This window comes from Pseudomonas berkeleyensis (genome assembly GCF_014109765.1).
GTDB lineage: Bacteria > Pseudomonadota > Gammaproteobacteria > Pseudomonadales > Pseudomonadaceae > Aquipseudomonas > Aquipseudomonas berkeleyensis.
The window spans coordinates 3,030,279-3,044,375 of sequence record NZ_CP059139.1; the positions used below are offsets into that span (position 1 = coordinate 3,030,279).

Below are 14,097 nucleotides of genomic sequence, written 5' to 3' on the forward strand. Positions count from 1 at the left end.
ACAATAGCCGCGTCGGCGGCAATGGCCAAATCCGCGACGCAGCGGATTTGCACAGGACATTTCAAGCAGCGGGCTGCTCGGCCCAGCGTTCCTTGATCTGCAGAATTTCCGGCAGACAGGCGATGAACAGTTCGACCAGGCTCGGATCGAAATGACGCCCACTCTGCTCACGCAGGAAATCGACCGCCGCTTCCACGGACCAGGCCTGTTTGTAAGGTCGTACACTGGTCAGCGCGTCGAACACATCGGCAATGGCGACGATACGGCCCTCAAGGGGAATCTCCTCGCCCTTCAGACCATTGGGGTAGCCGCTACCATCCCACTTCTCATGGTGTGACAGCGCGATTCGCTGCGCCATGCGCAGCAATCCGGAGCTGTGCTCACCGATGATCCGCGCACCAATCTCCACGTGCTGACGCATCACCTGCCACTCCGCCTCATCTAGCTTGCCCGGCTTGCGCAGCACGGCGTCAGGAATACCGATCTTGCCGACGTCATGCATGGGCGCCGCGTTGAGCAACTCCTCGGCGGCGTTCTCACTGAAGCCGGCGGCCAACGCCAACACCTTGGAGAAATGGCTCATACGGATGACATGCAGGCCGGTCTCGTTGTCCTTGTACTCGGCCGCCATGCCCAGACGCTGGACGATCTGCAGGCGGGTCTGCCTGAGCTCCTCGACCCCGACCAGGGACAGATGGGTACGCACCCTTGCACGCACGATGGGTGGGCTGACCGGCTTGGTTATGTAGTCCACCGCGCCGACATCAAAGCCACGCGCCTCGTCGTCGACATCACCAAGGGCAGTAACGAAGATCACCGGAATCGCCTTCAACAGCGGATTGGCCTTGAGCTGCTCGCATACCTCATAGCCGGTCATGCCCGGCATCATCACATCGAGCAGGATCAGATCCGGCAGCTCGCGTTCGGCCATTTCCAGGGCACGCGGCCCCTCCTTGGCGAACAACAGGCGATAGTCCTCCTGCAGGATATGCCGCAGCACTTGCAGGTTGGTGGGTTCGTCATCGACCAGCAACAGCAGCGGACGAGTGTCGGCAGCAGTGATCATGATGGAGTCGCTTCCTCGTCTTGCAGTTGCCGTAACAGTTGATCGAGCATCGTCAGCGCCTGATCGAAATCGAAGTCATCCAGTACCTGGCGAATATCGTTCAAGGCAGCATTGTAGACGCTGCCTCGCACCGCGTGCTCCATGGCAGCCAGAGCCTCATCGTCCAGGCTGCCGCGTTCCAGCGCATGCCGCAGTTGGCCCACCAGTTCACGCAACGTGCCTGGATCGACGGGCGTGGAATCTGTCGTAGACGACGCCTGAGGAACCTGCGGCACGACGTCCTTGACGGTTTGAAAGGCCTGCTCCAGTTCCACGAACAAGGCACGCAGTACATTCTCGTCCTGCGCCTCGAAGGCCTGCTCGAGCGCCTGCGCCAGTGTGGTCAGGTGTGTCAGAGCCAGGTTGCCAGCGGCGCCATACAAACGGTGCGCCTGGGCTCTGCCCTCACTCCAGTCGCGCGCCTCCAGCAGTTGGCTCAGGCGCGCCACCAGGGTCTGCTGTTCATCAACGAAGGCAGCGATCGCCTGCGCCATGCGCAACGGCCCACCCCACAGGTTGCTGCCACGCACCCAGTCGAACAAACCATCCTCGGCAAAGCGGGTGGCACTGACCACCGCACTGGGTACATCGGTCAAGCCAAGCAGGCGCGCGATTTCCCAAAGCAGCGCATTGAGATCCAGCGGTTTCGAGGCGAAGGCGTTCATCCCCGAATCCAGCGCTGCCTGACGATCCTGGTCGAGCACGCTGGCGGTCAAGGCAATGATCGGCGTTGGCTCCCGCGCCTCATGGGCCTCCAACTGACGAATCCGCCGCGAGGCTTCCAGGCCATCGACACCTGGCATCTGTACATCCATCAGAATCAGGTCGAAACGCTCCTCGGTGAAAGCCTGCAACGCACTTTCACCGTCGGCGACGCAGCGCACACGATGGCCGAAATGCTCCAGGCTCAACTGCAGCAGTTCGAGATTCTGCGGCACGTCATCAGCGGCCAGGATGCTCAACGACCCCAGCTCCGGCAGCACCGCGCGCTGTTGCGAGGCCAGGCGCTTACCGGCACGCAGCGGTAGCTCGACGCTGAAACAGCTGCCTTGCCCCTCGGTGCTTTCCACCCGTAAACGACCGCCCATCAACTCGACCAGTTGCCGCGCGATGGTGGTGCCGAGACCGGTACCGCCAAAGCGTCGACTCATCGAGGCGTCAGCCTGGGCGAAGGGCTCGAAGATCTTCTCCAATCGATCGGCGGCGATACCAATACCGGTGTCCTTCACCGCCAAGCGCATTGCCCCCGGCTCGCCCGTCACCCTCAGGCGAACCTCGCCACGTAGGGTGAACTTGACCGCATTACCGAGCAGATTGGTCAGCACCTGCTGCAAGCGCAGCGGGTCGCCACAGAAGAAGTCGGTAACGGTTGCCGGGTAATCCAGGTGCAGTTGCAGGCCTTTGCTTTCGGCGGCCAGGCGCTGACTGGCGATGACCTGCTCGCACAGTTCGCGCAGGGAGAAATCCAGCTGTTCCAGCTCGATGGCGCCGCGGTCGAGCTTGGCCGTGTCGAGGATGTCGTTGAGCAGCCCCAACAGCGAGCGTGACGAATGCTGAACCGTACTCAGGTGGCGACGCTGATCAACCGACAGCGAGGTTTCCAGCAGCAAGTCGGTGAAGCCGATGATGGCGTTCATCGGCGTACGGATTTCGTGGCTCATGTTGGCCAGGAAGCTGCTGCGCGCAGCAGCAGCGGCCTCGGCACGGTCACGGGCGGCACGCAGCTCCTGCTCCATCAGACGTCGTGGCGTCAGGTCGGTGGCCAGCTTGACCACCTTGAACGGCTTGCCGTCGGTGTCGAGGATCGGGTTATAAGTGGCCTGAATCCAGACCTCACGCCCATCCTTGCCCTTGCGGCGATATTCGCCCGCACGGAACTGGCCGGCACGCAGGTCGACCCACCCCTGACGGTAGGTATCGCTGGCGATCTGATCCGGGTAGCAGAACATCCCGTGGTGATGGCCAATCACTTCGTCGCGCTCATAGCCGAACAACGCCAGGGCATTGTCGTTGATGTCCAGAATGTTGCCATCGAGGTCGAATTCGATCAGCGCCATGGCCTTGCTGATCGCCGTCACCTTGCCTTCATATTCGGCGTTGCGTCGCTTGGTTTCGGTCTGATCGAGCAGAACGCCGTCGATCCAGCGCGGCACGCCTTGTTCATCGCACACCGCGCTACCGCTTTCCCAGATCCAGTGCTCCTTGCCCTCACGGTCGAACAGGCGGTACTCGACCGTATAGTTGCGCCCCTGCTCGATGGCCGCGATCACCTGATCGGCAGTGGGTTGATAGTCATCCGGGTGGTAGAGATCGGCTATAGAACAACGCTTGCTGATGAAATCGTCGGCACTCCAGCCCGTCAGGGTCTGCACGGCGTCACTGACGAACAGCATGGTCCAATCACGATCCAGCAGGCAGCGGAACGACACTCCCGGAATGTTGCTGATCAGCGAGCGGTATTGCTGTTCGCTGTTGCGCAGCGCCTTTTCCATGCGCTGCCTTTCGCTGATGTCGGCGACGAACACCACGAATAGTGGGCGGCTGCCGGCATGAGTGATGCCGACACTGATGCGGACGGGTTTCTCCTCACCACTTCTGGTAAGACAGACCAGTTCCTGCTCACCGCCCGGTATGGTCAGCCGTCCGGTTCTGAGGTAGTCGGACAGGAGCTGCTCCACCTGGCCGACGTAACGCGCCGGCATCAGCGAGCGCATGTGCATGCCCACCAGATCCTCGGGTTCCCAGCCGAACAGACGCGCGACCGCACGGTTGGCCGAACGTATGGTGCCGGCATGGTCGACGGTGACGATGGCATCCAGCGCGGTATCGAAGATCGAACGCAGGTGCTGCTCGCTGGCCTTTAGCTGATGACTCATGCGGCGATAGCGCAGCAACGTGTTGACCGCCACCACGAATACCGTAAGCGCCACAGTCAGCAGGGTGATGGCGACGGCAATATAGCCACTGTCGACCACCGCCATCGGCGTCTCAGATTCCGGCGTACCGACGAAGCGTGCCGCTGCCATGCCGGTGTAGTGCATACCGCTGATTGCCAGGCCCATCACCAGCGCACTGATCAACAAGGCCCAAAGCGTCGGCAGGCGCCCCTCCAGACCGAAGCGTACCCACAGCGCGACGATAGCCAGGGCGACGGCCACGACAATCGACAGGGCGAACATCCAGGGGTCATAACGCAGCAGCGGCGCCATTTGCATCGCCGCCATGCCGCTGTAGTGCATGGCACCAATGCCGGCGCCAACCAGCACACCGCCGACGCAAAGCTGCAGCAGGCTCAGATCACGTCGCGCCAACAGGTTCAGGGCGACCCAGGAGGCTGCCAAGCTCGGCAGCATGGACAGCAGCGTGATACCCAGGTCGAAACGCACCGCCGCGCACAACTCGAAAGCGAGCATACCGAGAAAGTGCATGGCCCAGATGCCACCGCCGAGCGCGAGCGAGCCGGTAAAGATGGTGATTTGCCGAGCGACGGGGTGGGAACTGTTGCGGGCCTCACCAGCCAGTTGCAACGCCATGCCGGCGGCGAATACGGCAATGGCCAGCGACAACAACACCAGCTCTGGATCGTAGTGGCTGAGCACGAGAACACTAGGATCCGCGCCCATGATGAAGAACAGCTCGAGAATCGACATACAACCCCAGGGTACCGGCAGAAAGCCAGCCAATTGCCAGCATCTGAAACGACGGGGTCACGCTTGTCAATTAGAGCAGATCAATAACACCCATAGAAAAGCCCGCCGAAGCGGGCTTTTCTAATAACTGACCACTCAGGCAGAAAGTTCTACCAGCAATTTGTTCAGACGCTGCACGTAAGCGGCAGGGTCTTTCAGGCTGTCGCCAGCAGCCAAAGCGGCCTGATCGAACAGGATGTGCGACAGGTCGGTGAAACGATCCTCGTCCGGCTCGGCATCCAGGCGCTCGATCAGCGGGTGCGCTGGGTTGAACTCGAAGATCGGCTTGGCATCCGGCACTTTCTGCCCGCTGGCTTCGAGGATCTGGCGCATCTGCAGACCGAGATCCTGCTCGCCGATGGCAAGAATCGCCGGCGAGTCGGTCAGACGATGAGACACGCGCACCTCGGCAACCTGCTCGCCCAGCGCCCCTTTGAGGCGCTCGATCAGCCCTTCCTTGGCCTTGGCCACCTCTTCCTGAGCCTTCTTGTCCTCTTCCGAGTCCAGCTCACCCAGGTTCAGGTCACCACGGGCCACGTCGACGAACTGCTTGCCGTCGAACTCGGTCAGGTAGCTCATCAGCCACTCGTCGATGCGATCGGTAAGCAGCAGCACTTCGATGCCTTTCTTGCGGAAGACTTCCAGGTGCGGGCTGTTCTTGATCTGTGCGTAGCTTTCGCCAGTGAGGAAGTAGATCTTGTCCTGACCTTCCTTGACGCGGCCCAGGTAGTCGGCCAGCGAAACCGATTGCTCCTCGCCTTCGCCGTTGGTGGAGGCGAAACGCAGCAGGCCGGCGATCTTCTCCTTGTTGGCGAAGTCTTCCGCCGGGCCTTCCTTGAGCACCTGACCGAAGGCTTTCCAGAAGGTCTTGTAGTCGTCCGGCTTGTCCTTGGCCAGCTTCTCCAGCATGTCCAGCACGCGCTTGGTCAGCGCCGACTTCATCGAATCGATGACCGGGCCGGACTGCAGGATTTCGCGGGAGACGTTCAGCGACAGGTCGTTGGAGTCGATCACACCCTTGATGAAGCGCAGGTACAGCGGCAGGAACTGATCGGCCTGATCCATGATGAACACGCGCTGCACGTAGAGCTTGAGACCCTTCGGCGCTTCGCGGTGGTACAGATCAAATGGCGCACGGCCCGGCACATACAGCAGCGAGGTGTATTCCAGCTTGCCTTCGACCTTGTTGTGGCTCCAGCTCAGCGGGTTCTCGAAGTCATGGCCGACGTGCTTGTAGAACTCCTGATACTCCTCGTCCTTGATCTCGGTACGCGGACGCGTCCACAGGGCGCTGGCACGGTTGACGGTTTCCCACTCGACTTCTGCAGGGGCGTCTTCGCCGTGATGTTCCTTGGGCAGCTCGATGGGCAGCGCGATGTGATCCGAGTACTTCTTGACGATGTTGCGCAGGCGCCAGCCGTCAGCGAACTCTTCTTCGCCGCTCTTCAGGTGCAGGACGATGCGCGTGCCGCGCTCGGCCTTGTCGATGGTGGCGACCTCGAACTCACCCTCGCCTTTCGACGCCCAATACACGCCTTCGCTGGCCGGGCTGCCGGCACGGCGGCTGAACACCTCGACCTGATCGGCGACGATGAACGCAGAATAGAAACCGACACCGAACTGACCGATCAGGTGCGAGTCCTTCTTCTGGTCGCCGGAGAGATTCTTCAGGAAGTCGGAAGTGCCGGATTTGGCGATGGTGCCCAGGTGTGCGATGACCTCCTCGCGGCTCATGCCGATACCGTTGTCTTCGAGGGTGACGGTCTTGGCCTCCTTGTCGAAGGACAGACGGATCTTCAGCGGATCGCCACCTTCTAGCAGTTCGGGCTTGGCCAGCGCCTCGAAACGCAGCTTGTCAGCAGCATCGGAAGCGTTGGAGATCAACTCGCGCAGGAAGATTTCCTTGTTCGAGTAGAGGGAATGGATCATCAGGTGAAGCAGTTGCTTCACCTCGGTCTGGAAGCCCAGGGTTTCTTTTTGAGTTTCCACACTCATGGTCTTCTAACTCCATCTGTAGGACAGGAACCGCTACGGCGGCGATGACCTGCAGATGGGGGCAACCTAATGGATTTCAAGGGCCTGGCATCACGACACGGATCTCATGTCAGCATGCGGTCGGGTGCTTTGAAGTAGGGTGCGCTGCGCGCACCGCGAAGACCGCGGTGCTTGCCTGGTGCGCACGGCACCCCCTACGAACAGCCTGATCTGTGGGGTAACACTAGGGTTCCAGCAACTCCAGACGACCAATCTCCTCCGGTTTGAAACTGAAACTGGCCTGGCCACCGCCACTTCCCATTTGCTGAGAGAGGCGAATGCTGCCGTCTGCGTCGAGACCGGCAAAACGCCCCTCCACCGTGCCGCCGCTGGCGCGGCTCAGGCGCATGCTGAGGTTGCGATACTGCTCAGGGTTACGTTGCAAACGGGCCAGGCTGAAACGCTGGCGCCGGTCGACCGGACGGCTCAGGCGCTCTTCCGCAGGAGCAGCCTCACTCGATTGCGTTGCCGTCACGGCAGGGAGTGCCGGAAAGCGATCGCCGTCCACGGCCCAGCCCTGCCCGGCGCGCTTGTGCAGGCGAATTGGCAGGCGTTCGCTGCGCCGGTCGATCTGCGCCTCGACCTGCACCTCCAGCGTGTCACCCTCGAAAGTGAACGGCGGCAGCTTCAGCTCGCTCACGTTGCGCGTGGCAAAACGCCGTTGCAGATAGTCCTGCAGCACATGGGCGATGGTGTCGCGAGAATCGAAGCGCACGTCGATCTGGCCATCGGTATAACGCAGCCGATCACGATATAGCTCTACCCGACCACTCAGGCTGGTCTTGAAGCGCGGCGGCAGCACCAGGTGGAAGTCACCGGCCAGCCGATTCGGCTCCTGCGGCTGCAAGTCAAGATGCAGGGTGTAACCACGGCTCAGGCGCCGCGCCTCGGGCAGATCCTGCTCCGGCAGCAACCAGCTCAGTTCCACCTCCGGCAGATTGCCGCTGTCCTGTGGCAAGACATCCACACGCACACGACCTTCCACCGGCTGCGGCAGACGAATGCTCAGTTCACGCAGGGCGAAGAAATCCAGACCTTCACGCAGGGTAAGCACACCGTCGATCAACTCCCCCTGCTGCGGCCGGAAAGGCTGACCATTGAGCTCACCGGCAAGCTCGATGGCCAGCTCGGCCGGCTCCTGTATGTCTGGCTTGAGCCAGTCGAGGCGAATGATCGCCGCCAGGCGCTCGGCGTCCTTGCTGGCCAGCAGGGTCAAACCGACCACCAGGGGAATCACCCCGAGGCCAATCAGCATCACGGCACTGCGCGCACGCACCCAGTGGCGAATGATGTAGATCAGCGTGATCGGCGGCAGCAGGCTACCCCAGCCCCACAGCAGGCTGGTGGCGAATGCCCGCGTCACCAACCAGACCAGGCCGGCCAGCATCAGCAACAGGCCACCAATTATCAGCAACGCATCCATCTACAGATTCCTTGTGGTCATTTCGCTGCGCTGCCAGCCTGCTCCGGGTACCGGGCAAGCCTCATGAGTGGCTCAGGGTTCATCGACCTTGAAATGAGCGCGGGCGGTGGCAGTCGGCTCGGTCTGGGTGGTTTGCCAGGCGGTGATCGCCACGTTGGCCACCCGCCGCCCCTGGCGCCAGACCTGGCACTGCGCATAGGTGTCACGATAATGGCCGGCGCGCAGGTAATCTATCGAGAAGTCGATGATTTTGGGCAAATGTGGAATGCCCATGAACATCAACAGATGCAGCATGGCGGCATGCTCCATGAAGCCGGCGATCACCCCGCCATGCAGCGCCGGCAATACCGGATTGCCGATGCAGTCGCGATTGGCCGGCAGACGAAAGACCATGTCATCGCCCAGGCGCAGGCACTCGATGCCGAGCAGCTTGGCGTAGGGAATCAGGTTGATCAGCGGGTCGTAGTCGTTCTGCTGGTGCGCACGCGCCACCAGTTGCTCCAGGTTCAGATCGCTCATGCCGCACCGCCTTGGGTCAGCTCACCCTTGCCCTTGACGGCCTTGCCCATGCGCATGAAGGCGCCGACCACGTGGGCGATGGGCTGCTCGGGATCGTCCTGGTAGGCATAGCCGCGGGTAAAGATGACGTTGGGCGTAACCCGATAGCACTCGGCGAAGCCGAATACGTCCTTGCCGGGTTCGGCTGGGTGCATGTAGTCGATACGCAGGTCGAGGGTCGGGCAGATCTCGAACTCTGGCAGCACGCAGACCGTGGAAATCCCGCAGGTGGTGTCCATCAGCGTAGTGATCGCACCGCCATGGATGACGCCGGTATCTGGATTGCCGACGATATGCGCCGCATAAGGCAAGCGCAGCGTCAGGCCCTTGTTGTCGGCCGCCTCCACGCTCATGCCCAGCACCTGACAATGACGCAGGGCGGCAAGAAACCGCTGCGCCCGCTCCTGAATCGACTGATCGCTCATCGCACATCTGCACCACGTGAAAAAGGTGCGCATCATAACGCCTTGCGCCAGCGCTCACACGCGCTGGGCTAGCGGCGACAGGCCGCTCAGGGAACTAAAACACAGGGGCCATGTTCGAAGGATTGTGCGCATGGGGTCTGCCCTGGCACCTAAAAACTCTCACACATGGAGTGATGACCGTGAACAAACCTCTGACTTATGCCCTGCTGCTTGCCACTGCCCTGGGTCTCGCCGCTTGCGAGAAAACCCCGGAAGACAAGATGGAGTCGGCCAAGGAGTCAGTCTCCGAAGCCATGGACAACCTGGGCGATGCCGCCAAAGAAACCGGCGATGCCATCGAACAGAAAACCGACGAAGTGATGGGCACCGAGCCTACCACCGGCGAAAAGATCGAAGATGCTGCTAGTGACGCCGCTGACGCCATCGAAAACGCAGGCGAAGAAGCCAAAGACAAGGTTGACGGCCAGTAAGCAAGCCGGCAGTGCCAGCCACTGCATAGGCCAGTAAACAAAAAACCCTCGGAGAGCGATCTCCGAGGGTTTTCTTTTTGAAGGCAGATAAGTCCGTGCGCTGCCTGATGCTCGATCAGGCGGCGCGCCAGGCCTATCAATCCTCGCGGTAGCGACGCAGCTTCAGGGCTTTGCCGGCAACGCGGGTGTCCTTGAGCTTGCCCAGCAGGCGATCCAGGCCGTCTTCCGGCAGTTCGACCAGGCTGAAGGTCTCACGGATCTGGATACGACCGATGGCTTCGCGAGCCAGACCACCTTCATTGAGAATGGCGCCCAGCAGGTTCTTCGCGGCGATGCCGTCGCGAGTACCCAGCGCGGTGCGGCAACGCACACGGCCTTCGGCCAGCGGTACCGGCGCACGACGCTCGCGGTATTCGCCGCGCTCGCCACCACGATCGCTACGCTCGCTGTCACGCTCACGACGTTCGCGCGGAGCGCCACCAACACCCGGCACCAGCGGCTGCTCGCGCTCGACGGTAGCCAGATCCAGCGCCTGGCCATTGGTAGCCTTCTTCAGCAGGGCCGCGGCCAGGGCGCGCGGGCTACAGCCGATATCGGCGGTCAGGCGGTCGAGCAGGTCACCATGGCTGGCTTCGGCATCAGCAACCAGCGGCGCCAGCGAAGAAGTCAGCTTCTTGATGCGCGCATCGAGCACTTGTTGGGCGTTCGGCAGCTTGACCTCACCGACCTTCTGCCCGGTGACACGCTCGATCACTTGCAGCATGCGGCGCTCACGCGGCGTTACCAGCAGCAGTGCGCGGCCATCACGACCAGCACGGCCGGTACGGCCGATACGGTGCACGTAGGACTCCGGGTCGTACGGCATGTCGACGTTGAATACGTGGGTAATGCGCGGTACGTCGATACCACGGGCGGCCACGTCGGTTGCCACGACGATGTCCAGACGACCGTCCTTGAGCGAGTCGATCACGCGCTCACGCTGGTTTTGGGCGATGTCGCCGTTCAGCGCAGCCGCCTTGTAGCCTTTGGCTTCCAGGGCGCTGGCCAGATCCAGGGTGGCCTGCTTGGTGCGCACGAAGGCGATCAGCGCGTCGAACTCTTCGACTTCCAGCAGGCGCAGTACGGCGTTGGTCTTCTGATCGGCATGGATCATCAGGTGCGCCTGCTCGATACGCGAGACGGTCTGGGTCTTGGCAGCGATCTTGATGTGCTGCGGCTCGCGCAGGTGCTTCTCGGCGATGGCGCGAATCGAGTGCGGCAGCGTCGCGGAGAACAGCACGCTCTGACGGCTTTCCGGCATGGCTTCGAAGATCACTTCGAGGTCATCCATGAAGCCCAGCTTGAGCATTTCGTCGGCTTCGTCGAGAACCAGGTGCTGAATGGTGGACAGCACTTTCTCGTCACGACGCAGGTGGTCGACCAGACGGCCAGGCGTGGCGACGATCACCTGGGCGCCCTGGCGAATGGCCTTGAGTTGCGGGCCCATCGGTGCGCCGCCATACACGGCGACCACATTCAGGCCAGGCATCTGCTTGGAGTAGGTTTCGAAAGCGGTAGCCACCTGCAGGGCCAGCTCGCGAGTCGGCGCCAGAATCAGCACCTGCGGCTCACGCTTGGCCGGGTCGATCTTCGACAGCAGCGGCAGTGCGAAGGCGGCGGTCTTACCGGTACCGGTCTGTGCCTGGCCGATCATGTCGTGGCCGGCGAGGATCACCGGAATGGCCTGCGACTGGATCGGGGACGGCTCTTCGTAACCAACGGCGGTCAGAGCGGCGAGAATATTGGGGTGAAGTCCGAGCGCGGCGAAGCCGCCGATTTCCTGGGTCATGGGTCTGCCTCAAGTGCATCCGCAAAGACCCATGTTCCAAAGCTGCGCATGCCGTGTAAGACCTTTTGGGTCACCCTGGCAGCCTGGTCGGCGGGGATTTGCGAAAACGTGATGAAAGTGAATCGTCAAGGATAGTCCGCTGGGGACTGGCTGCCGGGAGTTAATTTCCCGGGCGAGTTGCACTACCTGAACGTGGCCAGAGAATTGGCCGGCGCGCATCATACCGGAAATTCCTGACCAAGGTGCTGTTTTTTATCCCTACACGCCACCCAAAGAGGCTTTTCTAGAGCTTTTCGTAGTTTTTACGCCGGGCGGCGTATCAGGTAGCCGGGCGCAAGGCCGCGATCAGCGGCTGCAGCGAATAACCCAGACGTGGGGCCAGCTCGCCAGCACGGGCCTGCAGACGCCCGAGATCCATGCGTTGATCAAGCTCCGCCGGGATCAACAGCACCACGTTGCCCTCCTTCACCGGGCACTCCCAATAGTGCCGGTGGTAGAGCCCACGCAGCAGCGCCGCACCAAGCGGCTTGCCGTCATTGCCGGCCCACTGGTTGATGATCAGCCAACCGCCGGGATTGAGTTTTTCCCGACAGCGTTCGAGAAAGCGCCAGGCCAGATGACCGACACCGGGCCCCTGATCGGTGTAGAGATCGAGAAAGATCAGATCAGCGGTTTCTGCGCTGTCCAGCAACTCGACGGCGTCGCCGATACGAATGGTCAGCCGTGGGTCGTCATCCAGACCAAGAAACTCCATGGCCAGACGCGGTACGTCCGGACGCAGTTCGATGGCCTCGACATCTTCGAGCGGCAGGAACTTCAGGCAGGCCTGGGTCAGGTTGCCGGCGCCGAGACCGAGGAACAGTGCGGTTTCCGGCGCATCGTGGCACAGCGCGCCAAGCAGCATGGCACGGGTGTAGTCGTACTCGAGCCAGCTCGGATCGCCCTGAAACACGCAGCTCTGCTCGATGGCATCACCGAATTCGAGGAAACGGTAGGCGCCGATCTGCACCACGCGGATCACCCCGAAAGCATCGCGAACCTCGGCCAGCAGCACTTCGTCCAGCTTCTGCATCTCGTCGTCCGGCGGCAAACCTGGCATCGATCCGTCTCCAACAGTGACATCCCGCACCAGAAGTGGCGGGCTAAAGGCGCCGATTGTCATTGAAGCAGCCGCCCCCGGTCACGCAATAATTCCACCACTTGCGCTGCTACTCATAACAATAACGAGGATCGCCATGTACGCCATCATAGGTGCCGGCCCCATGGGCCTGTGCACGGCCCGGCAATTGAAGAAACAAGGGATCGACTTCGTCGGTTTCGAACTGCACAGCGATGTCGGCGGGTTGTGGGACATCGATAACCCGCACAGCACCATGTACCACTCGGCGCACCTGATCTCTTCCAAGGGCACCACCGAGTTCAGCGAATTTCCCATGCGCGCCGAAGTGGCGCCCTACCCGCACCACAGCGAGATGCGTCGCTATTTTCGCGACTACGCCAGGCAGTTTCGCCTCTACGATCACTATCAGTTCGATACCCGCGTGGTGCAGCTGCAGCGCCTGGATCAGGGCTGGAAACTGATCAGTGAACGCAATGGCGAGCAGCGCGAATGGCGTTTCGATGGTGTACTGATCGCCAATGGCACGCTGCATACGCCCAACCTGCCCCAGTTACCGGGCGACTTCAGCGGCGAGGTGCTGCACTCCAGCGCCTACAAGAACGCCGACCTGTTTGCCGGCAAGCGGGTGCTGGTGGTCGGCTGCGGCAACTCGGCCTGCGATATCGCCGTGGACGCCGCGCACCGCGCTGCGGCCGTGGATCTTTCGGTACGTCGCGGCTACCACTTCCTGCCCAAGTTCATTCTCGGCAAGCCGACCGACACCTTCGGCGGTGCGATCAAGCTGCCGCGTCGACTCAAACAACTGGTCGACGGCCTGCTGGTGCGCGCGCTGGTTGGCAAACCTTCGCAATACGGCCTGCCAGACCCGGACTATCGCCTGTACGAATCACACCCGGTGATGAACTCGCTGGTGCTGCACCACATTGGCCATGGTGATATCCGCCCCCGTGGTGATATCACCGCGGTGAACGGCCAGCGCGTGTCCTTCGCCAATGGCGAACAGGCGGATTACGACCTGATCCTGATGGCCACCGGCTACAAGCTCGACTACCCCTTCATCGCGCGCAGCGAGCTGAACTGGCCGGAAGGCGCTGGTGCGCCACAGCTGTACCTCAACGTCTTTCATCCTGAACACGACGACCTGTTCATGCTCGGCATGGTCGAGGCTTCCGGCCTGGGCTGGCAGGGCCGTGACGAGCAGGCCGAACTGGTGGCCCTGTATATCCGCCAGTTACAGGCTGGCAGCCCGGCGGCGCAGGCGTTGCGCCAAACTATTCGAGAACAGGCGGGCCAACGCCTGGACGGCGGTTACCAGTACCTGGAGCTGGAGCGCATGGCCTACTACGTGCACAAGGACAGCTACCGTAAACGCATTGCCAGCCATACCGCGGCGCTGCGCCGCGAGCTGGCTGAAGGTGGCGTACCAGCCACCCAGGAGGCCTGAA

10 protein-coding genes are annotated in these 14,097 nt (G+C 61.8%); 2 read left to right on the forward strand and 8 right to left on the reverse strand.

What is annotated here, in order from left to right; translation table 11 throughout:
* Window positions 1-61 precede the first annotated feature (61 nt).
* The 6 genes from HS968_RS14095 to HS968_RS14120 all read right to left on the reverse strand — a co-directional run bounded on the left by HS968_RS14095 (window position 62) and on the right by HS968_RS14120 (window position 9,234).
* Complete coding sequence (locus HS968_RS14095) at window positions 62-1,066, reverse strand: HD-GYP domain-containing protein (RefSeq protein WP_119691445.1); 1,005 nt, start codon at window positions 1,064-1,066, stop codon at window positions 62-64.
* The gene (locus HS968_RS14100; RefSeq protein ID WP_182366554.1) at window positions 1,063-4,755 is read right to left on the reverse strand and encodes a PAS domain S-box protein; all 3,693 of its coding nucleotides are present in this window, start codon (window positions 4,753-4,755) and stop codon (window positions 1,063-1,065) included. Before HS968_RS14100 ends, HS968_RS14095 begins: the two co-directional genes overlap by 4 nt.
* A 135-nt stretch (window positions 4,756-4,890) precedes the next feature.
* A complete protein-coding gene (gene htpG / locus HS968_RS14105) occupies window positions 4,891-6,789 on the reverse strand; it encodes a molecular chaperone HtpG (protein WP_182366556.1) in 1,899 nt (632 codons plus the stop codon).
* A gap of 223 nt (window positions 6,790-7,012) precedes the next feature.
* The gene (locus tag HS968_RS14110; protein WP_182366558.1) at window positions 7,013-8,251 is read right to left on the reverse strand and encodes an MFS transporter; all 1,239 of its coding nucleotides are present in this window, start codon (window positions 8,249-8,251) and stop codon (window positions 7,013-7,015) included.
* Window positions 8,252-8,323: 72 nt separating this feature from the next.
* Window positions 8,324-8,770 carry a PaaI family thioesterase gene (locus tag HS968_RS14115; protein WP_182366560.1) on the reverse strand — a complete coding sequence of 149 codons (447 nt, stop codon included), beginning with the start codon at window positions 8,768-8,770 and terminating at the stop codon, window positions 8,324-8,326.
* Window positions 8,767-9,234, reverse strand: a complete 468-nt coding sequence (locus HS968_RS14120) for a PaaI family thioesterase (RefSeq protein ID WP_119691449.1) — start codon at window positions 9,232-9,234, stop codon at window positions 8,767-8,769. Before HS968_RS14120 ends, HS968_RS14115 begins: the two co-directional genes overlap by 4 nt.
* Window positions 9,235-9,407: 173 nt before the next feature.
* On the opposite strand from HS968_RS14120, the gene HS968_RS14125 reads away from it, so the two are divergent.
* Entirely contained in the window at window positions 9,408-9,704 is a 297-nt protein-coding gene (locus tag HS968_RS14125; protein WP_119691450.1) for a hypothetical protein, read from the forward strand.
* A 136-nt stretch (window positions 9,705-9,840) separates the two neighbouring features.
* Here the strand turns inward: HS968_RS14125 and HS968_RS14130 are convergent, their stop codons facing one another.
* Both HS968_RS14130 and HS968_RS14135 read right to left on the reverse strand, forming a co-directional pair.
* Window positions 9,841-11,532, reverse strand: a complete 1,692-nt coding sequence (locus tag HS968_RS14130; RefSeq protein WP_119691451.1) for a DEAD/DEAH box helicase — start codon at window positions 11,530-11,532, stop codon at window positions 9,841-9,843.
* A gap of 319 nt (window positions 11,533-11,851) precedes the next feature.
* On the reverse strand, window positions 11,852-12,631 hold the full coding sequence (locus HS968_RS14135) for a spermidine synthase (RefSeq protein ID WP_119691452.1): 780 nt from the start codon (window positions 12,629-12,631) through the stop codon (window positions 11,852-11,854).
* A gap of 136 nt (window positions 12,632-12,767) precedes the next feature.
* On the opposite strand from HS968_RS14135, the gene HS968_RS14140 reads away from it, so the two are divergent.
* Complete coding sequence (locus HS968_RS14140; RefSeq protein ID WP_182366562.1) at window positions 12,768-14,096, forward strand: flavin-containing monooxygenase; 1,329 nt, start codon at window positions 12,768-12,770, stop codon at window positions 14,094-14,096.
* Window position 14,097 lies beyond the last annotated feature (1 nt).

Coding starts and splice junctions, on each gene's coding strand:
- HS968_RS14130 (WP_119691451.1), bottom strand. CDS start 11,532: ATGACCCAGGAAATCGGCGGCTTCGCCGCGCTCGGACTTCACCCCAAT.
- HS968_RS14110 (WP_182366558.1), bottom strand. CDS start 8,251: ATGGATGCGTTGCTGATAATTGGTGGCCTGTTGCTGATGCTGGCCGGC.
- HS968_RS14095 (WP_119691445.1), bottom strand. CDS start 1,066: ATGATCACTGCTGCCGACACTCGTCCGCTGCTGTTGCTGGTCGATGAC.
- HS968_RS14115 (WP_182366560.1), bottom strand. CDS start 8,770: ATGAGCGATCTGAACCTGGAGCAACTGGTGGCGCGTGCGCACCAGCAG.
- HS968_RS14140 (WP_182366562.1), top strand. CDS start 12,768: ATGTACGCCATCATAGGTGCCGGCCCCATGGGCCTGTGCACGGCCCGG.
- HS968_RS14120 (WP_119691449.1), bottom strand. CDS start 9,234: ATGAGCGATCAGTCGATTCAGGAGCGGGCGCAGCGGTTTCTTGCCGCC.
- htpG (WP_182366556.1), bottom strand. CDS start 6,789: ATGAGTGTGGAAACTCAAAAAGAAACCCTGGGCTTCCAGACCGAGGTG.
- HS968_RS14135 (WP_119691452.1), bottom strand. CDS start 12,631: ATGCCAGGTTTGCCGCCGGACGACGAGATGCAGAAGCTGGACGAAGTG.
- HS968_RS14100 (WP_182366554.1), bottom strand. CDS start 4,755: ATGTCGATTCTCGAGCTGTTCTTCATCATGGGCGCGGATCCTAGTGTT.
- HS968_RS14125 (WP_119691450.1), top strand. CDS start 9,408: ATGACCGTGAACAAACCTCTGACTTATGCCCTGCTGCTTGCCACTGCC.